This is a genomic window from Streptomyces sp. NPDC102490 (genome assembly GCF_044765285.1).
GTDB lineage: Bacteria > Actinomycetota > Actinomycetes > Streptomycetales > Streptomycetaceae > Streptomyces.
In genome coordinates this window covers 116462-143016 of sequence record NZ_JBIWJU010000007.1, presented here as the reverse complement: position 1 = coordinate 143016, position 26555 = coordinate 116462, and the positions used below count along the sequence as shown (strand labels likewise).

At 73.2% G+C, this 26555-nt stretch carries 17 protein-coding genes and 1 pseudogene; 13 read left to right on the top strand and 5 right to left on the bottom strand.

The genetic code is table 11. The features are described from left to right. Positions 1-27: 27 nt before the first annotated feature. Positions 28-1638, bottom strand: a complete 1611-nt coding sequence (locus ACIRGB_RS17580) for an NADH-ubiquinone oxidoreductase-F iron-sulfur binding region domain-containing protein (protein ID WP_403865205.1) — start codon at positions 1636-1638, stop codon at positions 28-30. After that, complete coding sequence (locus ACIRGB_RS17575) at positions 1635-2912, bottom strand: cytochrome b/b6 domain-containing protein (protein ID WP_403865202.1); 1278 nt, start codon at positions 2910-2912, stop codon at positions 1635-1637. The genes ACIRGB_RS17580 and ACIRGB_RS17575 overlap by 4 nt, the downstream gene beginning before the upstream one ends. A gap of 549 nt (positions 2913-3461) precedes the next feature. On the opposite strand from ACIRGB_RS17575, the gene leuS reads away from it, so the two are divergent. From leuS to holA, 9 genes and pseudogenes are all read left to right on the top strand, one after another. Then, entirely contained in the window at positions 3462-6371 is a 2910-nt protein-coding gene (gene leuS / locus ACIRGB_RS17570; protein ID WP_403865199.1) for a leucine--tRNA ligase, read from the top strand. 163 nt (positions 6372-6534) lie between these two features. Further along, positions 6535-7308, top strand: coding sequence for a hypothetical protein (locus ACIRGB_RS17565; protein WP_403865197.1), 774 nt, complete (start codon positions 6535-6537; stop codon positions 7306-7308). Positions 7309-7398: 90 nt separating this feature from the next. Next, positions 7399-8244 carry a DegV family protein gene (locus ACIRGB_RS17560; RefSeq protein WP_403865194.1) on the top strand — a complete coding sequence of 282 codons (846 nt, stop codon included), beginning with the start codon at positions 7399-7401 and terminating at the stop codon, positions 8242-8244. 196 nt (positions 8245-8440) lie between these two features. Further along, on the top strand, positions 8441-9502 hold the full coding sequence (locus tag ACIRGB_RS17555; RefSeq protein WP_403865192.1) for a helix-hairpin-helix domain-containing protein: 1062 nt from the start codon (positions 8441-8443) through the stop codon (positions 9500-9502). Further along, positions 9499-12069, top strand: coding sequence for a ComEC/Rec2 family competence protein (locus tag ACIRGB_RS17550; RefSeq protein ID WP_403865189.1), 2571 nt, complete (start codon positions 9499-9501; stop codon positions 12067-12069). The genes ACIRGB_RS17555 and ACIRGB_RS17550 overlap by 4 nt, the downstream gene beginning before the upstream one ends. Positions 12070-12428: 359 nt before the next feature. Further along, positions 12429-13001: pseudogene (locus ACIRGB_RS17545) on the top strand (N-acetylmuramoyl-L-alanine amidase); the annotation flags it as partial. Between the two features lie 638 nt (positions 13002-13639). Then, positions 13640-14521 carry a YceI family protein gene (locus ACIRGB_RS17540; protein ID WP_403865186.1) on the top strand — a complete coding sequence of 294 codons (882 nt, stop codon included), beginning with the start codon at positions 13640-13642 and terminating at the stop codon, positions 14519-14521. 15 nt (positions 14522-14536) lie between these two features. Beyond that, positions 14537-14782: a hypothetical protein gene (locus ACIRGB_RS17535; RefSeq protein ID WP_121701375.1), complete on the top strand. Its 246-nt coding sequence runs from the start codon at positions 14537-14539 to the stop codon at positions 14780-14782. Positions 14783-14839: 57 nt separating this feature from the next. Continuing rightward, entirely contained in the window at positions 14840-15829 is a 990-nt protein-coding gene (gene holA, locus ACIRGB_RS17530) for a DNA polymerase III subunit delta (RefSeq protein WP_403865183.1), read from the top strand. A gap of 268 nt (positions 15830-16097) precedes the next feature. Here holA and rpsT read toward each other — a convergent pair whose 3' ends face one another. Next, the gene (gene rpsT / locus ACIRGB_RS17525; RefSeq protein WP_030180898.1) at positions 16098-16364 is read right to left on the bottom strand and encodes a 30S ribosomal protein S20; all 267 of its coding nucleotides are present in this window, start codon (positions 16362-16364) and stop codon (positions 16098-16100) included. Positions 16365-16601: 237 nt separating this feature from the next. Between rpsT and lepA the strand changes: the two genes are divergently transcribed. From lepA to hemW, 4 genes are all read left to right on the top strand, one after another. Beyond that, entirely contained in the window at positions 16602-18470 is a 1869-nt protein-coding gene (lepA, locus tag ACIRGB_RS17520; protein WP_356359817.1) for a translation elongation factor 4, read from the top strand. Between the two features lie 297 nt (positions 18471-18767). After that, complete coding sequence (locus tag ACIRGB_RS17515) at positions 18768-20645, top strand: AMP-dependent synthetase/ligase (RefSeq protein WP_403865180.1); 1878 nt, start codon at positions 18768-18770, stop codon at positions 20643-20645. A gap of 207 nt (positions 20646-20852) precedes the next feature. Next, positions 20853-23480, top strand: a complete 2628-nt coding sequence (locus ACIRGB_RS17510; protein WP_403865177.1) for a SpoIIE family protein phosphatase — start codon at positions 20853-20855, stop codon at positions 23478-23480. 53 nt (positions 23481-23533) lie between these two features. Further along, positions 23534-24766, top strand: a complete 1233-nt coding sequence (gene hemW / locus ACIRGB_RS17505) for a radical SAM family heme chaperone HemW (protein WP_403865174.1) — start codon at positions 23534-23536, stop codon at positions 24764-24766. Between the two features lie 102 nt (positions 24767-24868). On the opposite strand, the gene ACIRGB_RS17500 is transcribed toward hemW, so the two are convergent. Beyond that, positions 24869-25672 (bottom strand): DUF3097 domain-containing protein, encoded by an 804-nt coding sequence (locus ACIRGB_RS17500; RefSeq protein ID WP_403865171.1) that lies wholly within the window; start codon positions 25670-25672, stop codon positions 24869-24871. Between the two features lie 34 nt (positions 25673-25706). Further along, a complete protein-coding gene (locus ACIRGB_RS17495) occupies positions 25707-26441 on the bottom strand; it encodes an MBL fold metallo-hydrolase (RefSeq protein WP_403865168.1) in 735 nt (244 codons plus the stop codon). Positions 26442-26555: the final 114 nt, after the last annotated feature.

The window sequence follows — 26555 nt, the reverse complement described above, 5'->3', positions numbered from 1 at the left end:
TCATCGATCCGGGGGTTTGTCCGTTCCTCAGCGGCCGAGCGCCCGGCGGCCGCGGCCCTGGGACAGCACCGGCAGGTTGCCGCGCGAGGACGGCGCCCGCCCGCGGGTGTCCTCCTCGATGCGCAGCGCCAGCGCCGGGCAGCGGCGCACCGCGCGCACCGCCTTGGCCTCCGCGAAACGCGGCACCTCGGCCTGCGCGACGGTCGGGAAGCCGTCCGCGCCGAGCTGGAAGACCTCCGGAAGGATGTCCGCGCACAGCCCGTGCCCGCGGCACAGCGTCCAGTCGACGTAGATCTTCTGGCGGCTGGGGCCGTTCTCCTCCCCGCCGCCCGGGACGCCGGTCGCGGTCCTGCCCCCCTCGAAGAGCGGCAGGACACCCTCCACGGGCCGTCCGCAGCCGTTGCCGAGGACGTGGGCGGCGAGGTCGTCCGTGAACGCCTTGACGGTCGACTCCAGGAACATCGCCGAGCCGTCCGGGTGCGAGCAGGCGCCGCGCCGCTTCACGTTCTGCGCGACCTGCTTGACCGCCTCCAGGGCGGCCGGGCCGCCGCCGTTCAGGATGTCCTCCAGGCCCCGCGCGGCGGCCGGCAGGCCCAGGTAGCAGGGCCCGCACTGGCCGGCGCTCTCCTCGGCCAGCCACTGCGCCACCCGCAGCGACTCGCCCAGCGCGCAGGTGTCCTGACTGATCGGCAGGATCGCGCCCGCGCCGAGCGAGCCGCCGACCTGCCGCAGCGAGTTGCGGGAGACGATCGCCTCGTCGACGGTCGCCGCGTCGAGCCACTTGCCGTGGTAGCCGCCGGTCAGCACCCCCTGCGGCATCGGCGGGGCGCCGGCGAGCTGGAGCACGTAGCGCAGCGGCACGCCCGTCGGGACCTCGATCACCATGGGGCGGGCCACCGCGCCGGAGACCGTGAGCATCACGGTGCCCGGCTCGTCGTACAGGCCGGTGTTGCCGTAGCGCTCCGGGCCGATGCGGGCGGCGATCGCCAGCTGGGCGAAGGTCTCGGCGTTGGACAGCAGGGTCGGCGCGCCGCCGACGCCGCTCCTGGAGGCGCTCACCTTGCGGCCGGGCGGGATCGCCGGGCCGCCGTCGATGGAGCGGATCAGCGAGGCCGCCGCGCCGGTGACCATGCGTACCGGATTGCGCTGCACGCGCGCGCGGAGGGCGGACCGGCGGCCGTTGCTCAGCCCGCGTTCGGCGAGGGCGGCCTCCATGGAGCGCTGCGTGGACTCGCGGGTGACCCCGATGACCAGCGTGCGGGCGCCCATCGCCTCGGCGCACAGCAGCGCGCCGTCCAGGATCAGGTGCGGGGCCCGGTTGATCAGCACCGTGTCCTTGCGGCAGGCCGGTTCGTCCTCGCTGCCGTTGACGACCACGACCGGGCGCACGCCGCGCTTGATCGCCGCCTCGGCGACCGAGCGCAGCTTCTTGTGGAAGGGGAAGCCCGCGCCGCCGCGGCCCTTCAGGCCGATGCGTTCGGAGAGCTGCGCGAGCTGCTCCCCGCCCATCGGTTCGAGCGGACCGTGCACCTTGAGGTGCATCGGCAGATCCAGGCGCTCGACAAGGTCGAAGCCCGACGTGAGCTGGGGAAGCCCGACCACGCGGACCTCGGGGACGTCGGGCAGGGCCTCGTTCAATTCAAGCCTCCGGAAGGCGTGTTCCAAGGTTCACCGGAACCCGGTGCGTCGAAGTCGTGGGACGGCGACGGCACACCGGGGGTTGGTTCAGGGGCGGGACCGCTGTTGTACGTGTCGCTGGGGTAGTACGTGTCGTAGACCGCGTTCGTCTCACGGGTGTCGTACACGTCACTCGAGCCGTAGCCCGAGGCGGGCGGCGCGGAGTACCTCGCCGAGTAGCCCGCGGAGTGGTCCGCGGCGTCCGTGCCGCCGTAGACCGGGATGGTGTGTCCCGTGTCGTTGAGCGGGTCGTAGACCGACGGGGGCGCCTCGCCGACCGGGGGCGGCGACGGCACGGGCCAGCTGCCCGAGGTGCTGCCGCCGCCGTCCACGACCGGCATCGCCGCGGTGGGCCGCAGGTCCGGCGGCAGCTGGGCGGACGTGGCCGGGTCGGCCGTCAGCGGCGGCCGGCGCCCGCCCGAGGGGCCGGACACGGCGCGGTAGGCCGCCGCGAAGCCGCTCGCGGGCTCCGGGGGAGTGAGGCGCTCCGCGGGTTCGTACCGCGGGGCGGACGGGGACGCGCCGCGCGCGGACGACGCCCCGGCGCGCTCGTAGCCGGGCCGGGCCGCGGTGTCCCTCGGCCGGCTCTCCGCCTGCTCCTCGCGGACGGGCCGCTCCCCGGTGCCCAGGAGCGCGGCGATCCGGTCGGCGACCTTGCGCTTGACCGGACGGGGCGCCGCGCGCAGCGCCAGGGCCGCCATAACGCCGATCAAGGACAGCGCGTACAGCACCACGAAGAGCGGCTTCGCCGCGCGACCCGCGTAGAGCCCGTGCAGCAGGGCCAGGCACCACGCCGGGTAGGCCAGCATGTGCATGGCCCGCCAGCGGGCCGCCACGGGGGCCGGGGAGGCGAAGCGGTTGCGCAGGGCTCCGGTGACCCCCACGAAGATCATGAGCATGCTGGCCAGGGTGCCGAAGCCGATGAGGACGGCCCGGCCGCCGAACTCCTCGTCGTCCGTGGCCAGGAGCCCGAACGGGAGGACCGCGGCGACCCAGGTGGTGTGGTCCAGGACCAGCTTGACCGCGATGTGCACCAGCAGGAAGACGACCGAGGCGACCGCGGTGGTCCGGTGCACCGCCTGGGCCAGGATCCGCTGCCGGGTGTCGAGGACGATCCGGTCCTGGGCGAGCAGACCCCAGATCACCGAGCAGCTGAGGAAGACGAGGGAGAGGACGCCGGCGCCGAAGTCGAGGAAGTGGGCGAAGGTGTCGTCCGCCGTGCTGTCGTTCGTCATGACGACGGACCTCCGCACGTCAGGGACGTGACGGGAGGCGGTGAGCCGGTGGCGCGGGGGTGGATCGGGGGAGGGTTCATGGGGGCAACTCCGGAGCGGTTCGGGAAAGCGGTCCCGCTGCCGCACTCTAAGTGGCGCCATACCCGTGGGTAGGAGGTTTGAGTTATTGCGTTGTTATCAAATGACAGCGCGCTCGGGTCGGCGTCCCTTAGTGGTCGTTACGCGAAGTAACCTTTGACTTTGGTTCAGGTTCGCCTCCGGTTTCCGGATCACGGGCCCCGGATTCCGGCCGGCGTCCGCCGGCCACCCGTCGGCCGGAAGCCCGTCGCGGCCCGCTCGACGTCTGCGGTACCCTGACGCCATGCGTGCCGTACGCCTTCTGCTTAGCGAGCCGCGCTGATCAGTCCCGACCCCGGTCGCAGTCCGGTGGCCGGAATCGGCGCGGCGTCCCCTCCTGTGCGAGGGGATTTTTCATTTCCCGGCCATCGCAGCCGCTGGTCATGAAGGTCGCAGCCGCTGGCAGAGACGATCGATGGAGCTTTGAGGATCATGAGCGAGACGAACCCCGCGGTGTCCGCCCCCGTGTCGGCGGACACCGCGCCGCACCGCTACACGGCTGCCATGGCCGCCGAGATCGAGGCACGCTGGCAGGACTTCTGGGACGCCGAGGGGACGTACGCCGCGCCGAACCCCAAGGGTGACCTGGCGGGCGACCCGGAGCTGGTCGCCAAGCCCAAGAAGTTCATCATGGACATGTTCCCGTATCCGTCCGGTGCGGGCCTGCACGTCGGCCACCCCCTGGGCTACATCGCCACCGACGTCTTCGCCCGCTTCCAGCGGATGACCGGCCACAACGTCCTGCACACCCTGGGTTTCGACGCCTTCGGCCTGCCCGCCGAGCAGTACGCCGTGCAGACCGGCACGCACCCGCGCGTGTCCACCGAAGCCAACATGAAGAACATGCAGAGCCAGCTGCGCCGGCTGGGCCTGGGCCACGACAAGCGCCGGTCGTTCGCCACGATCGACCCCGAGTACTACAAGTGGACCCAGTGGATCTTCCTGCAGATCTTCAACTCCTGGTACGACGAGGAGGCGAGGAAGGCCCGTCCGATCGCCGAGCTGGTCGCGCAGTTCGCCTCCGGTGAGCGGGCGGTCCCCGGCCACCCCGGGCGCGCGTGGAGCACCCTAAGCGAGGCCGAGCGCGCCGACGTCCTGGGCGGGTTCCGCCTGGCCTACGCCTCCGACGCGCCGGTCAACTGGTGTCCCGGACTGGGCACCGTGCTGGCCAACGAGGAGGTCACCGCCGACGGCCGCTCCGAGCGCGGCAACTTCCCCGTCTTCAAGGCCAAGCTGCGCCAGTGGAACATGCGCATCACCGCCTACGCCGACCGGCTGCTGGACGACCTGGACCAGCTGGACTGGCCCGAGGCCATCAAGTTGCAGCAGCGCAACTGGATCGGCCGCTCCGAGGGCGCCCGGGTCGACTTCCCCGTCGACGGCGAGCGCATCACCGTCTTCACCACCCGCCCCGACACGCTGTTCGGCGCGACCTACATGGTGCTGGCGCCCGAGCACCCGCTGGTCGAGAAGTTCACCCCGGCCGCCTGGCCCGAGGGCACCCGCGACGCGTGGACCGGCGGCCACGCCACCCCGACCGAGGCCGTCGCCGCGTACCGCGCGCAGGCCGCCTCGAAGTCCGACGTCGAGCGGCAGGCCGAGGCCAAGGACAAGACCGGCGTCTTCATCGGCGCGTACGCCACCAACCCGGTCAACGGCGAGCAGGTCCCGGTCTTCATCGCCGACTACGTGCTGATGGGCTACGGCACCGGCGCGATCATGGCCGTCCCGGCGGGCGACCAGCGCGACTTCGAGTTCGCCCGCGCCTTCGAGCTGCCGATCCGCTGCATCGTCGAGCCGACCGACGGCCGCGGCACCGACCCCTCGACGTGGGAGGACGCCTTCTCCTCCTACGACGCGAAGATCATGAACTCGTCCAGCACCGGCTCCTCGGGCGACGGGGTCAGCCTGGACGGCCTGTCCGTCGTCGAGGCCAAGGAGCGCATCACCGAGTGGCTGGAGCGCACCGGCGCCGGTGAGGGCACCGTCAACTTCCGCCTGCGCGACTGGCTGTTCAGCCGCCAGCGCTACTGGGGCGAGCCCTTCCCGATCGTCTACGACGAGGACGGCATCGCCCACCCCCTGCCCGAGTCGATGCTGCCGCTGGAGCTGCCCGAGGTCGAGGACTACTCCCCGCGCACCTTCGACCCGGACGACGCCGACACCGAGCCCGAGACCCCGCTGTCCCGCAACGAGGACTGGGTCAACGTCACCCTGGACCTGGGCGACGGGCCGAAGAAGTACCGCCGCGAGACCAACACGATGCCCAACTGGGCCGGTTCCTGCTGGTACGAGCTGCGCTACCTGGACCCGCACAACAGCGAGCGGCTGGTCGACCCCGAGATCGAGCAGTACTGGATGGGCCCGCGCGAGGGCCTGCCGCACGGCGGCGTCGACCTGTACGTCGGCGGCGCCGAGCACGCCGTGCTGCACCTGCTGTACGCCCGCTTCTGGTCCAAGGTCCTGTTCGACCTGGGGCACGTCTCCTCGGCCGAGCCGTTCCACAAGCTGTTCAACCAGGGCATGATCCAGGCCTACGTCTACCGGGACAGCCGCGGCATCGCCGTACCGGCCGCCGAGGTGGAGGAGCGCGACGGCGCCTACTTCTACCAGGGCGAGAAGGTCTCCCGGCTGCTGGGCAAGATGGGCAAGTCCCTGAAGAACGCCGTCACCCCCGACGAGATCTGCGCCGAGTACGGCGCCGACACGCTGCGCCTGTACGAGATGGCGATGGGCCCGCTGGACGTGTCCCGGCCGTGGGACACCCGCGCGGTGGTCGGCCAGTTCCGGCTGCTCCAGCGGCTGTGGCGCAACGTCGTCGACGAGAACACCGGCGAGCTGTCCGTGGCCGACGTCGCGGAGGCCGACATCGACACCGACACCCTGCGCGCCCTGCACAAGGCCATCGACGGCGTGCGGCAGGACCTGGAGGGCATGCGGTTCAACACCGCCATCGCCAAGGTCACCGAGCTGAACAACCACCTGACCAAGGCCGGGGGGCCGGTCCCGCGGTCGGTCGCCGAGCGCCTGGTGCTGCTGGTCGCGCCGCTGGCCCCGCACGTCGCCGAGGAGCTGTGGCGCAAGCTGGGGCACACCGATTCGGTGGTGCACCAGGACTTCCCGGTGGCCGACCCGGCGTACGTGGTCGACGAGACGGTGACCTGCGTCGTCCAGATCAAGGGCAAGGTCAAGGCGCGGCTGGAGGTGGCCCCCTCCATCTCCGACGACGACCTGGAGAAGGCCGCGCTGGCCGACGAGAAGGTCGTGGCCGCGCTGGGCGGAGCCGGGATCCGCAAGGTGATCGTGCGGGCGCCGAAGCTGGTGAACATCGTGCCCGCGTAGGCGGTGACCGGGGCGCCCCGGGCGCCCCCTACGGGTCGGGTACGGGCAGGTTCGGGGTTCTCGCGGAACCCTGGGCCTGCCCGCTGCGTTTACCGTGGAAGAGCGGCGCGACCCGTGCCGTGGACCGCCGGTGCGCGGGCCGGACGTCCGAAGGAGGAGCCTCGTGGAAGCAGCGCTCACTGTGTTCGCCCTGCTCTTCCTGCTCGCGGTGGTGCTGGGCGTCTACGCCACGGTGAAGGCCGTCGGCGCCGCCAAGCGCAGCGTGGACCGGGGCATCACCCAGGCCCGCCGCACCGTCGAGGACCACACCCTGCGGGCCAAGTCCCTCGTCCAGGTGGGCCCGGTGGGCGAGCTGGCGCAGCTGCGGCTGAGCCTGCGCACCTCCATGCGGGCCACCCAGGACGCGCTGCACGCGCGCGTGGCCGAGGACGAGTCCCTCAAGGAGTCCCTCGCCCTCTTCGAGCGGCTCAGCGCGCACGGCTTCGAGCTGGACGGCGAGCTGCGGCGGCTGGAGTCCGAGCCGGACCGCGCCACCCTCGCCGAGCGCCTGCCCGGGCTGCGTGAACGCACCGAGCGCATCGTCCGGTCGGCGGACTCCCTGCGCTGGGCGGCCCGCGACCGCGCCCACCGCTTCGCGGACGACGACCTGGACTCGCTGAGCGCGCAGATCGACGTGGAGGCCGGGGCGCTGCGGCACTGGACGGAGACGACGGAGACGACGGAGACCGGGGCAGGGCCGGGGGCGGGGCCGGCCGCCGCGCCGCCGTCCTGGCCCGAGGCGCCGCCCGCCGAGGCCCCGTCCACCCGGCAGACCTGGCCGGATTCCCCCGCTCAGGGCCCGGCCGAGGAGGACGCCACGCGCCCCGCCATCACCCCGCCGGCCGCGAGCCCCGTGTACCCCTGGCAGAAGAAGGCCCGCCCGGAGAACACGACCTGACCGGTCCCGTTCGAACCGACCCGGTCCTGTGAACGCCGGTCGTCGGGGCCGGACTGCCGTACGGGCACTACGCCAGGTAACCTCCAGCTCATGTCCCGCCATGTCGCTATCGTCACGGATTCAACGGCCTACCTTCCGGCCCGGACGATGGAGCGGCACGGCATCACCGCGGTACCCCTGACCGTCGTCCTGGGCGACCGGGCCCTGGAGGAGGGCACCGAGATCTCCACCCGCTCCCTGGCCCAGGCGCTGCAGAAACGGCGGCCGGTCACCACCTCGCGCCCCGGTCCCGAACTCTTCGCCGAGACCTACCGCAGGATCGCCGAGTCCGGGGTCGACGGCATCGTCTCCCTCCACCTGTCCGCCGAACTCTCCGGCACCCACGACGCGGCCGTCGTCGCGGCGCGTGAGTCCGCCGTCCCGGTCAGGGTCGTGGACACCGGGATGATCGCGATGGCCCTCGGATTCTGCGCGCTCGCCGCCGCGGAGACGGCGGAGGCGGGCGGCACGGTGGACGAGGCCGTCACGGCCGCGGAGAAGCGCGCCGCGGGCACCTCCGCCTACTTCTACGTCGACACCCTCGACTATCTGCGCCGCGGCGGCCGGATCGGGGCGGCCCAGGCGTTGTTCGGCTCCGCGCTCGCCGTGAAGCCGCTGCTGCGGCTGGAGGGCGGCCGCATCGAACCCCTGGAGAAGGTCCGCACGGCGTCCCGGGCCATCGCCCGGCTGGAGGAGATCGCCGCGGACCGGGCGGGCAGCGCGCCCGTCGACATCGCCGTCCACCATCTCGCCGCCCCCGACCGGGCGTCGGCCCTGGCGGACCGCCTGCGGGACCGGGTGCCCGGGCTGGCCGACCTGCACGTGAGCGAGGTCGGTGCGGTGATCGGCGCGCACACCGGGCCGGGGCTGCTGGGGGTCGTGGTCTCGTCGCGGTGAGGGCGGGCTGCCGGGGGCGTGCGGGTGCGGCGAGGGCCGTGGTGCGTGCTGTCGGGGGTTGGCGAGGGTGGCGAGGATCGTGGTGCGTGCCGTCGGGTCACCCGTGAGGGGGCCGGAGTTCTCCACAACCCGTGGGTAGTCCCCGGGAATCGACCATGATCATCGCGAGGGCGTCGAGGTGCCCGATCCTCGTCGCATGGCTCTTCGATCACGTTCACGCACCCCGTCCGCGACCAGTGGCCCGGGCCGCGCCCCGGCCTCCGACGGCCGCCTCGCGCACCGCCGCGCCCCCGGCTCCCGTGCCCACGCCCGCCCCCGCTCCCACGTCCGGCACGGTCGCCGGCCACCACCCCCGGAGGAGCTGCGGCGCAGGGCGGAGGCGCTGTTCGCCGAGCGCGCCGAGGGACGCGACGACCGGGCCGGACACGAGGGGGCGCAGGGAGAGGTGGGAAAGGGACCGCCGTTGCCCCGCCCCGAGGCCCGCGGCGACATGGACGTCGGTGACTCCGACGGCGCCACGCCGACCTGGCGGGAGCGGACCGGTCAGGCACTGCGGGAGCGGATGCCGGTGTGGTTGCAGACACGGTGCGGCCTGGAGCGGCGCAGCGTCGCCGCGCTCTCGGTCCTCCTCGTCCTCGCGGCGGTCTTCGCGGTGCAGCACTTCCGGTCCGGCCGCACCCAGCCGGTGGCGGCACCCGAGGTGGTGCGGGAAGCGGCGGCGTACGGAGCCGGGAAACCGGGGCCGACGGCCGCGGACCGGGCGACGCCGGGCGAGCCCGAGTCCAAGGCCCCACCCACCACCACGGCCGGGCCCGAGATCGTGGTGGACGTCGGCGGCAAGGTCCGCGAACCCGGCATCCACAGCCTCCCGGCCGGTTCACGGGTCGCGGACGCCCTCCGAGCCGCCGGAGGCGTGCGGCCCGGCACGAAGACCGACGGACTGAACCGGGCCCGCTTCCTGGTGGACGGCGAACAGGTGATCGTCGGAGCGCCCGGGCCCGCGCCCGCGCCCCCGCCGGGACCCGGTCCCGCCCCGGGCGGGTCGACGGGGGCGGCGGGGCCCGCGGCACCGGTCTCCCTCAACACGGCGACCACCGACCAGCTCGACACCCTCCCGGGCGTCGGCCCGGTCCTCGCCCAGCACATCATCGACTACCGCACCCAGCACGGCGGGTTCCGCTCGGTGGACGAACTGCGCGAGGTCAACGGCATCGGCGAGCGCCGCTTCGCGGACCTGCGGGACCTCGTACGGCCATGAACGCGGACGTGAGGGAGGTGGAGCGGCCGGACGGACGCGCCGGACCGGACCGGCCCCGTGCGAGGCCCCCGCGTGCCGCCGTGCACGCCGCCTCCGGCCACCGGCTGGGCGCGGCCCACCCCCGGCAGGAGGGCCCCGCGGACCTGCGCCTGGTACCGCCCGCCCTGGCGGCGTGGGCGACGGCGGCCCTGGTGCTGGGCATGCCGACCGGCTGGGCGGTGGGCGTGGTGACGGGCGCTCTGCTCCTGGCCGGGGCAGTGCTGCTGGGGCCGGCGCGCGGACGGCCCCACGCACCGGCGGCCACCGCTCTGCTCCTGTGCGTCGCCGCGTCCGCCGCCTCGGCCGCGCTGCACGGCGCGGACCCGCGCCGGGGACCGGTGCCGGAGCTGGCGCGGCGGTACGCCACGGTCACCGCCGAGGTGGAGGTCACGGCCGATCCCCGCCTCACCCGGCCGCGGGTCCGGGGCAACCGCGCCGTGCCGCCCACGGTGCTGATCGAGGCCGACGTGCGGTGGCTGAGCGAGTCGGGCGGGACGGCGGTGACGGCCCGGACGCCGGTGCTCCTCCTCGTCGACGTCGCTGAGGAAGGGAAGCGAGCCCGCCCAGGGCCCGGGCCCTCCCGCTGGCTGGAGCTGCTGCCGACCACGAGGCTCCGCGTCACCGCCCGGCTGTCACCCCCGAGGCAGGGCGGTGACCGGATCGCCGCGGTACTGCGCGTCCGGGCGGGCCGACAGCCGCCGGAGACGCGGGCGAAGCCCTCGACGGCGCAACGGCTGGCGGGACGGTTGCGGGCCGGCCTGCGCGAGGCGACCGAGGACCTGTCGGCAGACGCGCGGGCGCTGCTGCCGGGCCTGGTCGTCGGCGACACCTCGCGCGTCACGCCGGACCTGGAGGAGGCGTTCAAGGAGACCGACCTGACACACACGCTGGCCGTATCGGGCGCCAACTTCACGATCGTGCTTGCGCTGCTCCTCGGCCCGCCGGGCCTGGCCCAGCGCAGCGAGCGCCGGGGACTGGCACCCCGCCTCGGCCTGCACCTGCGGACGACCGCGCTGCTCGGCGGGCTGCTCGCGCTCGCCTTCGTCGTCGTGTGCCGACCCGACCCGAGCGTGCTGCGGGCGGCGGCCTTCGGGTCCGTCGCCCTGCTCGCCCTGGCCACCGGCCGCCGCAGATCACTGCTCCCGGCCCTGGCGACGGCGGTCCTGCTCCTGGTCCTCTACGACCCCTGGCTGTCCCGCGGTTACGGCTTCCTGCTCTCCGTGCTGGCCACGGGGGCGCTGCTCACGATCGCTCCACGGTGGAGCGCGGCGCTGCGCCGGCGCCGGGTACCGCCCCGGCTCGCGGAGGCACTGGCCGCCGCGGCTGCCGCGCAGGCCGTGTGCGCGCCGGTCGTCGTCGTGCTGTCGCAGCGGGTGAGTCTGGTGGGGGTGCCGTGCAACCTGCTGGCGGAGTTCGCGGTGGCCCCGGCCACGGTGCTCGGCTTCGCGGCGCTGGCGACGGCGCCCATGGCGATGCCGCTGGCCAAGAGCCTGGCCTGGTGCGGAAGCTGGCCCGCCGAGTGGATCGCGGGGATCGCCCGCATCGGGGCCGCGCTGCCCGGCGCGGGAGTGGACTGGCCGGGCGGCTGGGCCGGGGCGGCGCTGCTCGCCCTCGCCACCGTGGGCGTCCTGCTGGCCGGCCGGCGCCTGGTGCGGCACCCGTGGTGGTGCGGGGTCTGCGCCCTGCTGTTGCTCCTTCTCGTGACGCAGCCGCCGCCGCTGGCCCGGGTGATCAAGGGGTGGCCCCCGCCGGGCTGGCGGATGGTGATGTGCGACGTGGGTCAGGGCGACGCGCTGGTGCTCGCGGCGGGTGAGGGGACGGCCGTGGTCGTGGACGCGGGTCCCGATCCCGCCCTGGTCGACCACTGCCTGCGTGCCCTCGGCATCACCCGGGTGCCCCTCGTGCTGCTGACCCACCCGCACGCCGACCACGTGGCCGGGTTGCCCGGGGTGCTGCGGGGCCGCTCGGTGGGCGCGATCGAGACAACCGCCCTCGAAGAACCGGCGGACCAGGCCGAGTTCGTCCACCGACAGGCAGCGGCCCGACGCATCCCTCTGCGGCACGCGGCCGCCGGGGAGCGGCGACGCTCCGGCCCGCTGTCCTGGCAGGTGGTGTGGCCCCCGCCGAGCCCACCGACGACCGCGCCACCAGGCACGGAAGGCGGTCCCAACGACGCCAGCGTCACCCTCCTGGTCCGGACGGCCGGCCTGCGCCTGCTCCTCCTCGGCGACCTGGAGCCCCCGGCCCAGCGGGAGCTGGCCCGCTCCCCGGCGGCGGCACAGCTGCACGACGTGGATGTCCTGAAGGTGGCTCATCACGGCTCCGCCCACCAGGACTTCGCGTTCCTGCGGGAAGTCGCCCCGCGTCTCGCGCTCATCAGCTGCGGCGAGGACAACACCTACGGCCACCCGGCTCCCGGCACGGTCGCGGCACTGCGCGCCCAGGGAGCGACGGTGCTGCGCACGGACCGGGACGGGGCGCTGGCGGTGGCCGGTTCGGGGAGGGAGTTGCGGGTGGCGGGGGAGTGAGGACGGGAGGCGGTCGTCATGGCCACGAGCACGTCGTCCGCGTCGGCGGTGCCGGTGCTCAGGGTGCGGCAGGGGGCCCCGTACTGGCCGGATCGCGAGTGGTTCCCGTCCCCGCTGTGCCGTGGGAGGCGTAGGCCGGGCGGGCACCGGGAATTTCCAGACCAGCGCGGAAGACGCCACCGTGCCGTGCGGCCGACGCGTCCGGCCACGGCCGGTCACCGCCACACCGAAGGAGAGACCATGCCCCGAACCCCCAGGCCGGGTCACCCCGTTGTGCATCGGCGCGGCGAGGACGATCCGGCGCACACCGTCCACCGCCCCGACCGGTCGTGGCCGGAGCGTGCCTGATGGCCACCCCCATGACCGCGGGCAGCTTCCTCAAGGCGCTGAAGGCGGAGGGCCTCACCGTCGTCGAGGTCGGCGACTGGCGGAACCACAACCGCAATCACAAGGGTGCCTGGGGACCCGTCAACGGCGTGATGATCCACCACACCGTGACCCGAGGCAGCGCCGCCACCGTGGACATCTGCCGCAAGGGCTACGCGAGCCTGCCCGGCCCCCTGTGCCACGGCGTCATCACCAAGGACGGCCGCGTGCACCTGGTCGGCTACGGCCGAGCCAACCACGCCGGTCTGGGCGACGACGACGTCCTGCGCGCCGTCGTCGGGGAGCAGGCCCTGCCCCCGGACAACGAGGCCAACACCGACGGCAACCGGCACTTCTACGGCTTCGAGTGCGAGAACCTCGGCGACGGCGCGGACCCGTGGCCCGCCGCGCAGCTCGACGCGATCGAGCGGGCCGCCGCGGCCGTGTGCCGGCACCACGGCTGGAACGAGCGCTCGGTGATCGGCCACCTGGAGTGGCAGCCCGGAAAGATCGACCCGCGCGGGTTCACGATGGCGTCGATGCGCGCCCGGGTCGAAGAACGCCTCACCCACCCCGCCGGCTGGATACCCGGCGATTTCGAGGAGGAAGACATGCCGCGAGCGATCAGCCGGTCCGACGGCGACGACCAGCGGATCACGCCCCGGCAGTGGACGACGCTCAACGTGGACGGCGTGGACCTGCTGACCGGCGCGTCCCACTACCAGGCCACGGCCTACCTCCGGGCCGTCGTGCCACCCGGGTCCACGCTGCAGGGCCGCTTCTACCACCTCCGCCGGGACGGAAGCCGGTGGACCGGCCCGATCGTCGAACGGGTGGGCACCGACGGCGGCAGCTTCCCGGACTTCGGGCACAGCGGCTCGATCGCCGCCGGTGAACGGCTGCGCTTCGAGTTCGTCCACTATCCGCCCGACTCCGGCGACCAGACCCCCATCACGGTCACCGGCGTGCAGGTCCGCGGCCTGTACTGGGAGCGGTGACGAGGCGGGGAACGCACCCGGTGCGCTGATATCGGGCCACACGCGGCCACACGGGATCACATGGGGCCACACGGGGCCACTCCCGCCCACTCCCAGCACATGTGACGGTTTCCCGTGATGTGGTCCCGTGTTGCCTCGAAAGCCACATCGGTGATCGAATGTTTCTCCGTCAACTGGTTTTCGATGTCGTGCAGAGGGTGTCGCAAATGATCGGCCGCTTGCTGGGAAGCCGCACGAAGCGGATGCAACGGACGGGTCCCCTGGCGGCGGTGCGCACCCCGCCGGACGCCGGAGTGCTGAGCTGTCGCGTCCTCGACCCCGTCAACGACCCGGTCCCGGGCGCGGAGTTCACGGTCAGCGACACCATGGGGCGCAAGGTGGTCGGCGGTGGCACGGACCCCTTCGGATCGTTCGTGGCGACGGTGCCCGCGGGGGAGTACCGGCTCGCCGTGTCCGCCGAGGGGTACACCCCCTACCGCGCCTCCGCGACGGTCGTCGAGGACTCGCTGTCCTCGCTCGGCGACGTGACGCTGCAAGTGGCCCAGCCGCCGGAGCTGCCCGCGCCGGGTGACTGGGAGATCGAGCCGGCGCACTCCTCGATCGCCTTCACCGCGCGGCACATCGGGCTGGCCCGCATCCACGGCCGGTTCAACTCCTTCGCGGGCGCGGTGCGGATCGCCGACGACATGCAGCACTCCGCGATGCACGTCGTGATCGACGCGGCGTCCATCGACACCAACGTCAAGATGCGCGACGACCACCTGCGCTCGGCCGACTTCCTGGACGTGGAGCGGTTTCCGACCCTGGAGTTCTACAGCGACCGGTTCACGCACCGCGGCGGCAACCGGTGGGCCGTCACCGGGGCGCTGTCCCTGCACGGCGTGACGCGCACGGTCACGCTGGAGACCGAGTACCTCGGACTCGGCAACGGCATGGAGGGCGAGACGCGGGCGGCCTGCCGCGCCACCACCGAGCTGCACCGCGACGACTTCACGGTGAGCTGGCAGACGATGCTGGCCCGCGGCATCGCCGTGGTCGGCCCCAGCATCCGCATCGACCTCGACGTGCAGATCGTGCCCAAGAGCTGACCGACAATGGCTCCCGTGAGCGACGTGAGACATGTGCTGGTGCTGCCCGACCGCGACGCCGCGGAGGAGGCCGCCCGGGAACTCGGGGAGCGGTTCGGCATCGACGAGGAACCGCGCATCCTGCGGGACGCCCTGGCCGGCGAGGACGACGCCGAGGACGCCCAGTGGCTCGTCGTCCTGCGCGACGAGCGGGAAGCGCTGGACCCCGGTGAGCTGGACGCGTTCGCTGGGGAGTGGGAGGGCTGGCGCGAGGAGCCGTAGCCCGCGTCCGGCAGCGCCCGTCCGGCGTTGTCAGTGGTGCGTGCGATGCTTGTCGCGATGGCCAGAAAGACTGCGAACGACGACCCTCTCGCCCCGGTGACCCTTGCCGTGGGCCAGGAGGACCTCCTGCTCGACCGTGCCGTGCAGGAGGTGGTGGCCGCCGCCAAGGCCGCCGACGCCGACACGGACGTACGCGACCTCACCCCCGACCAGGTGCAGCCCGGCACCCTCGCCGAGCTGACCAGCCCCTCGCTCTTCGCCGAGCGCAAAGTCGTGGTCGTACGCGATGCGCAGGATCTGTCCGCCGACACGGTCAAGGACGTCAAGGCCTACCTCGGCGCCCCCGCCGAGGAGATCACCCTCGTCCTGCTGCACGCGGGCGGCGCCAAGGGCAAGGGTGTGCTCGACGCGGCCCGTAAGGCGGGGGCGCGCGAGGTGGCCTGTCCGAAGATGACGAAGCCCGCCGACCGGCTGGCCTTCGTGCGCGCGGAGTTCCGCACGGCCGGGCGGTCGGCCACCCCGGAGGCGTGCCAGGCCCTGGTCGACGCGATCGGCAGCGACCTGCGGGAGCTGGCCTCGGCGGTGTCCCAGCTGACCGCCGACATCGAGGGGACCATCGACGAGGCGGTCGTCGGGCGGTACTACACCGGACGGGCGGAGGCCTCCAGCTTCACCGTCGCCGACCGGGCGGTGGAGGGACGTGCGGCAGAAGCCCTGGAGGCGCTGCGCTGGTCGCTGTCGACCGGCGTGGCACCGGTGCTGATCACCAGCGCGCTCGCGCAGGGCGTGCGGGCCATCGGCAAGCTGTCCTCCGCCCGCGGCGGACGCCCCGCCGACCTCGCCCGCGAGCTGGGCATGCCGCCCTGGAAGATCGACCGCGTCCGGCAGCAGATGCGCGGCTGGACCCCGGACGGCGTCTCCGTGGCGCTGCGCGCGGTGGCCGAGGCCGACGCGGGGGTCAAGGGCGCCGGGGACGATCCCGAGTACGCCCTGGAGAAGGCCGTGGTGATCATCGCGCGGGCGGCGCGTTCCCGCGGACGGTCGTAGGCCCACCGCGCTCGGCCCCCGGGTCCGGACTCCGCACCCGGGTGGCCCCGTACCCGGGACCTCGTACCCGGGACACCCCTCCCGGGACACACCGAAGGCCCCGGCGTCCGTCCTGGGGAAGGACGGCCCACCGGGGCCTTCGGATCAAGCTCGCGGATCCATGCCCGCGTGGCGAACGCAGGCCGCGCATGGACCCTGGGTGCCGGACGGGAGCGGATGAGAGAGGGCCCGCTCTGGGTCCTTCCGGCGATCAGACCAGATAAGGGATTCAGCCCTTGAGGGCGCCGACCTTCTGCGCCAGCGCCGACTTCTTGTTGGCGGCCTGGTTCTTGTGGATGACGCCCTTGGAGACGGCCTTGTCGAGCTGGCGCGAAGCGACGCGCTGGTACTCGGTGGCCTTCTCGACGTCACCCGCGGCAGCAGCCTCACGGGCCTTGCGGATCGCGGTCTTCAGAGAGGACTTGACGGCCTTGTTGCGCAGCCGGGCCTTCTCGTTGGTCTTGTTCCGCTTGATCTGGGACTTGATGTTCGCCACGAATGAGCCTTTGCAGGTTCAGGCACGAGGCCGCGAAGGTCCCGTGCCGGTGATTTCTTGAAGGAGTGCCTCGTGCTGAGAGGGCAAGAGACACAGCCACCCACACTACCAGCGGGTCGTCGAGGGTCCCAAACCCATCCCGGCTCCCCACCCGTGGGACCATGGAGGCTACGTATCGATCCGACCCGAGACCCGAGACCGCAGACACTGCGGACGCCTCAAGAATCAGGACCCTGCGTGCCCGCGATCCCCAGCCATGTGCCCGAGCCGAGCCGTACCGACCCGGCGCTGATCCGCAACTTCTGCATCATCGCGCACATCGACCACGGCAAGTCCACGCTCGCCGACCGGATGCTCCAGCTGACCGGTGTGGTCGAGCAGCGGCAGATGCGCGCCCAGTACCTCGACCGCATGGACATCGAGCGCGAGCGCGGCATCACGATCAAGTCCCAGGCGGTGCGGTTGCCGTGGGCCCCCACCCACGACAAGAGCGACACGCACATCCTCAACATGATCGACACCCCCGGGCACGTCGACTTCACCTACGAGGTCTCGCGGTCGCTGGCCGCCTGCGAGGGCACCATCCTCCTCGTCGACGCCGCCCAGGGCATCGAGGCCCAGACCCTCGCCAACCTCTACCTGGCGATGGAGAACGACCTCACGATCATCCCCGTGCTGAACAAGATCGACCTGCCGGCCGCGCAGCCCGAGAAGTTCGCCGAGGAACTCGCCAACCTGGTCGGCTGCGACCCCGACGACGTGCTCAAGGTCTCCGCCAAGACCGGCCTCGGCGTCGACGCGCTGCTGGACAAGGTCGTCGCCGAGATCCCCGCCCCGGTCGGCGTCAAGGACGCCCCCGCCCGCGCGATGATCTTCGACTCGGTCTACGACTCCTACCGGGGTGTCGTGACGTACGTCCGTGTCATCGACGGCCAGCTCAACAAGCGCGAGCGCATCAAGATGATGTCCACCGGCGCCACGCACGAGCTGCTGGAGATCGGCACCAACTCGCCGGAGATGCTCTCCGCCGACGGTCTCGGCGTCGGCGAGGTGGGATACCTGATCACCGGCGTGAAGGACGTCCGCCAGTCCAAGGTCGGCGACACCGTCACCAGCCAGCACAAGGGCGCCACGGAGGCGCTCGGCGGCTACAAGGACCCCAGGCCCATGGTGTTCTCCGGCCTGTACCCGCTGGACGGCTCCGACTACCCCGAGCTGCGCGAGGCCCTCGACAAGCTCCAGCTCAACGACGCCGCCCTGGTCTACGAGCCGGAGACCTCCGCCGCCCTCGGCTTCGGCTTCCGCGTCGGCTTCCTCGGCCTGCTGCACCTCGACGTGATCCGCGAGCGGCTGGAGCGCGAGTTCGGCCTCGACCTCATCGCCACCGCGCCCAACGTGGTCTACCGGGTGATCATGGAGGACGGCACCGAGCACACCGTCACCAACCCGAGCGAGTTCCCCGAGGGCAAGATCAACGAGGTGTACGAGCCGGTCGTGCGGGCCACGATCCTCGCGCCGACCGAGTTCATCGGCTCGATCATGGAGCTGTGCCAGACCCGGCGCGGCACCCTGCTCGGCATGGACTACCTCTCCGAGGACCGCGTCGAGATCCGCTACACCCTCCCGCTCGCGGAGATCGTCTTCGACTTCTTCGACCAGCTGAAGTCCAAGACCCGCGGCTACGCCTCGCTGGACTACGAGCCCACCGGCGAGCAGACCTCCAGCCTGGTCAAGGTCGACATCCTGCTGCACGGCGACAAGGTGGACGCCTTCTCGGCGATCACCCACAAGGACGCGGCGTACGCGTACGGCGTGCGGCTCGTCGCCAAGCTGCGCGAGCTGATCCCGCGCCAGGCCTTCGAGGTGCCCATCCAGGCCGCCATCGGCTCCCGGGTGATCGCCCGCGAGACCATCCGCGCCATCCGCAAGGACGTCCTCGCCAAGTGCTACGGCGGTGACATCTCCCGGAAGCGGAAGCTGCTGGAGAAGCAGAAGGAAGGCAAGAAGCGGATGAAGATGGTGGGTTCCGTGGAGGTTCCGCAGGAAGCCTTCATCGCGGTCCTGTCCAGCGATGACAGCGCGGGGTCGGGCAAGGGCAAGAAGTAACCGCCGCGCCGCACGCCGAGTCCGGGCGAAACGGACACCGAGGGGCCCGTCGTACGAAAGTGCGGCGGGTCCCTTCGCATGTCACGGGCTCGCATCTGTAGGAAGTGACAGGGCGCGGACTCTTACGCGGGGGCCGGTCGCCCTTTACCCTGATGCCTGCCCCGTAGTTACTCGTGAGTTAAACAAGTGATCGGGCAACAGTCCGCGTCACGCCCCGAACACCGCCCGAGAGTGAACCAGCCGCACCTGAGCCAGCCGCAACGAGCCAGCCGCACCGTCGCGGGCCCGGAGGATGTCGTGAGCGACACACAGACACTGATCGAGAACCGTCCGCCCTCCGTGGCGGGACTCTTCCTGGAGCGGGTGGCCGCCACGCCGGACGCCGAGGCGTACCGCTACCCGGTGCCGCCGGCCGCGGGCGAGGGCCCCGACGACTGGAAGTCGCTGACCTGGGCGCAGGCCGCCGAGCGCGTCTACGCGATCGCGGCCGGCCTGATCGAGCTGGGTGTGCGGCCGGAGCAGCGCGTGGCCCTGGCCTCCGCCACCCGCCTGGAGTGGATCCTCGCCGACCTCGGCATCATGTGCGCGGGCGCGGCGACGACCACCGTCTACCCGCAGACCAACGCCGACGAGTCGGCGTACATCCTCTCCGACTCCGAGAGCCGGGTGCTGATCGCGGAGGACGCCGCGCAGCTCGCCAAGGCGAAGGAGAAGAAGGCGGAGCTGCCCGACCTCACCCACGTCGTCGTGATCGACGCCACCGGCGCGGACACCGCCGAGGAGTGGGTCCTCACCCTCGACGAGCTGGAGCGCAGGGGTGCGGCCCGCCTGGAGCAGGACGCCCAGCTGATCAAGGAGCGGGTCGGCGCGCTCACCAAGGACCAGCTCGCCACCCTCATCTACACCTCCGGCACCACCGGCCGGCCCAAGGGTGTCCGGCTCCCGCACGACTGCTGGTCGTACATGGCCAAGGCGATCGCCGCGACCGGCCTGGTCACCAAGGACGACGTGCAGTACCTGTGGCTGCCGCTCGCGCACGTCTTCGGCAAGGTGCTGACCTCCGGCCAGATCGAGGCCGGTCACGTCACCGCCGTCGACGGCCGGGTCGACAAGATCATCGAGAATCTGCCGGTCGTCCAGCCCACCTACATGGCGGCCGTGCCCCGCATCTTCGAGAAGGTCTACAACGGCGTCGCCGCCAAGGCCCGCGCGGGCGGCGGGGCCAAGTACAAGATCTTCCAGTGGGCCGCCGGGATCGCCCGCGAGTACGCCAAGGTCACCCAGGACAACTTCAAGCGCACCGGCACCGCGAGCGCCCCCGCCGGGCTGCGCACCAAGCACGCCGTCGCCGACCGGCTCGTCTACGCCAAGATCCGCGAGGCGTTCGGCGGCCGCCTGCGCGCCTGCGTGTCGGGCTCGGCCGCCCTGGCGCCGGAGATCGGCTACTTCTTCGCCGGGGCCGGCATCCACATCCTGGAGGGCTACGGCCTCACCGAGTCCTCCGCCGCGTCCTTCGTCAACCCCGGCGAGGCCTACCGCACCGGCACCGTCGGCAAGCCGCTGCCCGGCACCGAGGTGCGTATCGCGGACGACGGCGAGATCCTGCTGCGCGGCCCCGGCATCATGGAGGGCTACCACAAGCTGCCCGAGAAGACCGCCGAGGTGCTGGAGGCCGACGGCTGGTTCCACACCGGCGACATCGGCGAACTGTCGCCGGACGGCTACCTGCGCATCACCGACCGCAAGAAGGACCTCATCAAGACGTCCGGCGGCAAGTACATCGCGCCGGCCGAGGTCGAGGGCCAGTTCAAGGCGGTCTGCCCCTACGTCTCCAACATCCTGGTGCACGGCGCCGACCGGAACTTCTGCACCGCGCTCATCGCCCTCGACGAGATCGCGATCACCGAGTGGGCGAAGGAGAACGGCCTGGAGGGCAAGCCGTACGCGGAGATCGTCGCGGCGCCCGCGACCGTCGAGATGGTCGACGGCTACGTCAAGCAGCTCAACGAGGGCCTTCAGCGCTGGCAGACCATCAAGAAGTTCCGCCTGCTGCCCCGCGACCTCGACGTCGAACACGGCGAGATCACCCCGAGCCTGAAGCTGAAGCGGCCGGTGGTGGAGCGGGAGTACAAGCACCTGATCGAGGAGATGTACGAGGGCTCGCGCGAGGCGTAGGCCCTCGGCGGCGACGCCGTTCGTGCCGCGGATGCTCGAAGACGGCCGGTTTCCGTTCGATTTCCGGCCGTCTTCGCACGTTCGCCTAGCACGGTTCTCACTCATCGCGGCCCACTTCGGTAACTCCGTGCTTATGGGCGGGGCCGGTCTGTCACTCTGTCGGCATCGACTGCGAGGAACTCGCACGAACTGCCCGGGGAGACGTCCATGGGGGCCATTCCGACGCAGCGGGAGACCGGCTCCGCCGCCGGTGCGGAGCCTGCGCACACCGCCGCCCAGGCGTCCGCCCGGGCGGGTGTGAGCCTGCTCGGCAGCTCCCTGGCGCCGGGCGCCGCGCGCGCGATGGCGCGGGCCGCGCTCGCCGACTGGTCCGCGCGCAGCCTGCCCGGCGCGGAACAGCTGACCGAGCACCTCGCCGCCGACGCCCTGGTCGTCGTCAGCGAGCTGGTCACCAACGCCGTGGTGCACGCCGGCACCGACGTCGACGTGGTCCTCCGGATGGAGGAGACGGGCACGCTCGTCGTCGAGGCCACGGACCAGCACCCGTCCCGCGCGCCGGGGAACACCGACCCCGAGACGCCGCACGATCCCGCCGAGTACGGGCGCGGCCTGCGCCTGGTCGCCGCGCTCGCGGAGGCGTGGGGCATCACGTACCGCCCGGGCACCAAGACGGTCTGGGCGCGATTGCCGGCCGCGGGCACGGACACCGCCGGACAGACCGAGGCGTACGCCGGAGGGTGCGGGGCGCGACGCCCCGAGCCACCGGGCACGCGTCGGCCGGGGGAGGAGACGGACACGGCGGACGCCGAAGGGGCCGAAGGCGCCGGGGACGGCGAGGCCGGTGGGTCGGGGGAGGCCGGTGATTCCAGGGAGCCCGGTGCGTCCGGCGAGGACATGCGGGTCGGCGAGGGCGACCGGATGGACCACGTGCCCCAGGACGGCACGAGCGGCCAAGGCGCCGGTCGGGACGGCTCGGGGACCTCGGACGCCCCGGACCCGGACGGCCTCGGGAGGCCGGGGGACTCGGCGCAGGACTCGGACTGTCGGCGGGGCGCTTCCGGGTGTGGAGCCGACCCGGACGGGGACGGCCTCGGGAGGCCGGAGGACCCGGCATCGGGCCCGAACCGTCGGGCGGCCGCCCCCGGGCAGGCAGCCGCCCTCGGTCGTGCAGCAGACCCGGATGCGGATGGCCCCGGGAGGTCGGAGGACTCGGCGCCGGGGCCCGGCCGGCGGCAGGGCGCTCCCGGGTGCGGCGCCGACCCGGATGTGGGCCGGGGCCCCGACCCTCGGGCGGCTCACCTCGGGTGTGGAGCCGGCCCGGACGGGGATCAGGGCGTTGGCCGCGCCCCGGACGGGGATCACCAGGGCGTCGGTCACGAGGCGTACGTGAGGTGTGGTTGTGGGGAGTGTTCCGGTCGGTCGGGGGAGCCGCGGTGGTCCGAGGCGTGGGGCGGCAGCGCCCGGCGGGGCGTCCATGACCGCGAGTGGCTGGGCCGCGGTGCGCTGTCCTTTCTCGCCGAGGCCTCCGACCTGCTGGCCGGGCAGCTCGACGAGGACCTGGTCGCCTCCCTCACCGGCCAGCTGATCGTGCCCCGGCTCGCCGACTGGTGCGGGGTGTGGCTGGAGGACGAGTCCCTGGGCCGGGGCGCCTGGACCGATGACACCGGAGCGGCCGTGGGCGCCCGGCTGGCCCGCGTGTGGCACGCGGGGGAGGGGCACCTGGACGAGCTGCGCGCCGCCCTGGAGAAGGACCCGCCCCGCCCGCGCGACCCCTGGCGCTCCGGCCCCGTCGGCCACCCCTGGCCCGGCGACGCACTCGGCCCGGACGGCACGCACGGCACCGCGCTCGCCTACCGCCTGGTCGCCGGCGGCAGGCCACTGGGCACCCTGGTCATCGGCCGGGCCGACACCTCGGGCGCCGCCTCGGACGACCCCGACACCCTCGACACTCCCGGTTTCCCCGACGAGATCACCGGTCTGGTCGAGGATCTCAGCCGCCGGGTGGCGCTCGCCATCGGCGCCGCCCGCCAGTACGCCCGGCAGGCCACCATCAGCGCCGTACTCCAGCGCGGCCTGCTGCCCGGTGCCGTCGCGGAGATCCCCGGCGTGCGCAGCGCCCTCGTCTACGAACCGCGCGACAAGGGCGGCCCCAGCGGCGACTTCTACGACCTCTTCCCGGCCGGTGACGGCCGCTGGTGCTTCGCCGTGGGCGACGTCCAGGGCAAGGGCCCCGAGGCCGCCGTCGTCATCGGCCTCGCCCGGCCCTGGCTGCGCCTGCTGGCCCGCGAGCAGTACGGCGTCCCCGACGTCCTCGACCGCCTCAACCAGCTCCTCCTCGACGACGCCACCGAGGCCGCCGACGCCGCGGCCCGCGCGCTGGTCGCCGCCGGAGGCCCACCGGTTGCCCCGGGCGACGGACCGCAGACCCGCTTCCTCTCCCTCCTCTACGGCGAACTGGTCCCCTTCGAGGGCGGCGTCCGCTGCACCCTCGCGTCCGCCGGACACCCGCTGCCGCTGCTCCTCGGGCCGGACGGCACGGTGTCCGCCGTCGCGCGTCCGCAGACCCTGCTCGGCGTCGTCGAGGACGCGACGTACGTCAGCGAGACCTTCGTGCTGCGGTCCGGGGACACCTTGCTGTGCGTCACGGACGGGATCACCGAGCGGCGCAGCGGCTCCCGCCAGTTCGACGACGGCGACGGGCTGGCCGTGGCGCTGGCCGGGTGCACGGGTCTGGACGCCGAGCTGGTCGCCGAGCGCATCAGGCGGCTGGTGCACGAGTTCGGGCCCCGGCCCCCGGAGGACGACCTGGCGCTGCTGGTGCTCCAGGCCGAGTAGCGCCCGGTGGCCGAGCCGCCGGGCAACCGCGGCCGTACGGGACAATGGGACGCATGCCCTCCGCACTCCCCGACGGCGAGCCCGTCCCCGCCGACGGTGCCCTGCCCGCGTCCGCGCTCGCCGGGGCCGCCGACCGCCCCCTCGGTTTCTACCTGCACGTCCCGTACTGCGCGACCCGCTGCGGTTACTGCGACTTCAACACCTACACCGCGACCGAGCTGCGCGGCACCGGCGGCGTCCTCGCCTCCCGCGACAACTACGCCGACACCCTCGTCGACGAGGTCCGCCTGGCCCGCAAGGTGCTCGGCGACGACCCCCGCGAGGTCCGCACCGTCTTCGTCGGCGGCGGTACGCCCACCCTGCTGGCCGCCGGTGACCTGGTGCGGATGCTGCGCGCAGTGCGCGACGAGTTCGGCCTGGCGCCGGACGCGGAGATCACGACGGAGGCCAACCCCGAGTCGGTCGACCCGGCGTACCTCGCGGCGCTCCGCGAGGGCGGCTTCAACCGGATCTCCTTCGGCATGCAGAGCGCGAAGCAGCACGTCCTGAAGATCCTGGACCGCACCCACACCCCCGGCCGCCCCGAGGCCTGCGTCGCCGAGGCCCGCGCGGCCGGCTTCGACCACGTCAACCTCGACCTGATCTACGGCACCCCCGGCGAGTCCGACGACGACTGGCGGGCCTCGCTGGACGCCGCGCTCGGCGCCGGACCCGACCACGTCTCGGCGTACGCCCTGATCGTCGAGGAGGGCACCCAGCTGGCCCGGCGCATCCGGCGCGGCGAGGTCCCCATGACCGACGACGACGTGCACGCCGACCGGTACCTGATCGCCGAGGAGACGCTGTCCGCGGCGGGCTACGACTGGTACGAGGTGTCGAACTGGGCCACCTCCGACGCGGGGCGCTGCCTGCACAACGAGCTGTACTGGCGGGGCGCCGACTGGTGGGGCGCGGGGCCGGGCGCGCACTCCCACGTGGGGGGCGTGCGGTGGTGGAACGTGAAGCACCCGGGGGCGTACGCGGCGGCGCTGGCGGCGGGGAAGTCCCCGGGTGCCGGGCGCGAGATCCTCACGGACGAGGACCGGCGGGTGGAGCGCGTCCTGCTGGAGCTGCGGCTGCGGGAGGGCGTGCCGCTGGCGCTCCTGAAGGAGGCGGGGCTCGCGGCGGCGCGGCGGGCGCTGTCCGAGGGGCTGCTGGAGGAGGGGCCGTACGAGGCGGGGAGCGCGGTGCTCACGCTGCGCGGGCGGTTGCTGGCGGACGCGGTGGTGCGGGATCTGGTGGACTGACGGGGGTTCCTCGCCCCCGCCGCCCCTTCCCGTCCCGACCCGGGGGCGCTGCCCCCGGACCCCCGCTCCTCAAACGCCGGAGGGGCTGAAACGATCGAGCTGCTACGCCGTCACGAAGTCGATCAGTTCCTCCACCCGGCCCAGCAGCTCCGGCTCCAGGTCCTTGTACGAGCCCACCCGGGCCAGGATCGCCTGCCACACCGCGCCCGTGTTCTCCGACGGCCAGCCCAGGGCCCGGCACACCCCCGTCTTCCAGTCCTGACCGCGAGGCACCCGGGGCCAGGCGTCGATCCCCACCGACGACGGTTTCACCGCCTCCCAGATGTCGATGTACGGGTGGCCGACGACCAGCGCGTGCTCGCTCGTCACCGCCTCCGCGATCCGCCACTCCTTCGAACCCGGCACCAGGTGGTCCACCAGGACGCCCAGCCGCGCGTCCGGGCCCGGGGCGAACTCGGCGACGATCGACGGCAGGTCGTCCACGCCGCCCAGGTACTCCACGACCACGCCCTCGATGCGCAGGTCGTCGCCCCAGACCTTCTCGACCAGCTCGGCGTCGTGCCGCCCCTCGACGTAGATGCGCCCGGCGCGCGCCACCCGGGCGCGTGCGCCGGGGACGGCGACCGAACCGGACGCCGTACGAGAGGGGCGCGCGGGACTGGAGGAGGAGGGGCGGACCAGCGTCACCACGCGGCCCTCCAGCAGGAAGCCGCGCGGTTCCAGGGGGAAGACCCGGTGCTTGCCGAAGCGGTCCTCCAGGGTCACCGTGCCCGCCTCGCAGCCGATGACGGCGCCGCAGAACCCGGTGCCGGGCTCCTCGACCACCAGGCCGGGGTCGGCCGGTACCTCGGGAACGGGCTGCGGTTTCTTCCACGGAGGGGTCAGGTCGGCGGAGTACTGGCGCATTCCGCCGACGATACGAGGAACGCCCGCCCCGTGATCAACGCGACACGCCGAACCGGGCGGCCAGCACGTCCCGTTGGGCCCGGACGAAGGCCGCGTCCACCACCGCTCCGTGACCGGGGACGTACAGCGCGTCGTCGCCGCCCAGCTTCAGCAGCCGGTCCAGGGCGGCCGGCCAGCGCGCCGGTACGGCGTCGGGGCCCGCCTGCGGCTCGCCGGACTCCTCGACCAGGTCGCCGCAGAAGACCACCGCCGGGGTGCCCGGCACCCGTACCGCGAGGTCGTGCCCGGTGTGTCCCGGGCCCACGTCGGCCAGCCGGACCCGCCGTCCACCGCCCAGGTCGAGCACGCGCTCGCCGCGGACCTCGTGGCCGACGGGGGCGAGCGCGTCGGCGGCCTCCGCCGCCCGCCGCGCGTCCAGGCCCTCCGCCACCGCGTCCGCGTGCAGCGCCTGCCGCCCCGGTCCGCCGGGCGCGAACAGCGCGCCCGTGCCCACCGCGCCGTACACCTGCGCGTCGGGGAAGGCCGCGGCGCCGAAGACGTGGTCGAAGTGCGGGTGGGTCAGCGCGAGATGTGTCACACGGCGGCCGGCCAGCCGCCGCGCCTCCTCGCGCAACCGGGCGCCCTCGTCCAGGCTCGACCCCGCGTCCACCATCAGCGCCGCCTCGGCGCCGAGCACCAGCCCCGCCGTGCAGTCCCACCCCGGCAGCCGGCACCGCCCCACCCCGTCCGCCAGCCGCTCCCAGCCCAGCTCTGCCCAAGTCACCGTCACGGCGACGACGCTAACGGCTTGGTCCCGGCCTTGCCGGGGGCGTACCCCGCGGCCGTACACTGGGGCCGGGGAAGTCTGGCACTCGTGCGCCATGAGTGCCAGGACAGACAGGCC

Excerpts from the sequence above, each read along its gene's own strand:
- ACIRGB_RS17555 (WP_403865192.1), top strand. The coding sequence starts at position 8,441 with ATGGCTCTTCGATCACGTTCACGCACCCCGTCCGCGACCAGTGGCCCG.
- ACIRGB_RS17575 (WP_403865202.1), bottom strand. The coding sequence starts at position 2,912 with ATGACGAACGACAGCACGGCGGACGACACCTTCGCCCACTTCCTCGAC.
- ACIRGB_RS17550 (WP_403865189.1), top strand. The coding sequence starts at position 9,499 with ATGAACGCGGACGTGAGGGAGGTGGAGCGGCCGGACGGACGCGCCGGA.
- leuS (WP_403865199.1), top strand. The coding sequence starts at position 3,462 with ATGAGCGAGACGAACCCCGCGGTGTCCGCCCCCGTGTCGGCGGACACC.
- ACIRGB_RS17560 (WP_403865194.1), top strand. The coding sequence starts at position 7,399 with ATGTCCCGCCATGTCGCTATCGTCACGGATTCAACGGCCTACCTTCCG.
- ACIRGB_RS17510 (WP_403865177.1), top strand. The coding sequence starts at position 20,853 with ATGGGGGCCATTCCGACGCAGCGGGAGACCGGCTCCGCCGCCGGTGCG.
- ACIRGB_RS17500 (WP_403865171.1), bottom strand. The coding sequence starts at position 25,672 with ATGCGCCAGTACTCCGCCGACCTGACCCCTCCGTGGAAGAAACCGCAG.
- hemW (WP_403865174.1), top strand. The coding sequence starts at position 23,534 with ATGCCCTCCGCACTCCCCGACGGCGAGCCCGTCCCCGCCGACGGTGCC.
- ACIRGB_RS17540 (WP_403865186.1), top strand. The coding sequence starts at position 13,640 with ATGATCGGCCGCTTGCTGGGAAGCCGCACGAAGCGGATGCAACGGACG.
- holA (WP_403865183.1), top strand. The coding sequence starts at position 14,840 with ATGGCCAGAAAGACTGCGAACGACGACCCTCTCGCCCCGGTGACCCTT.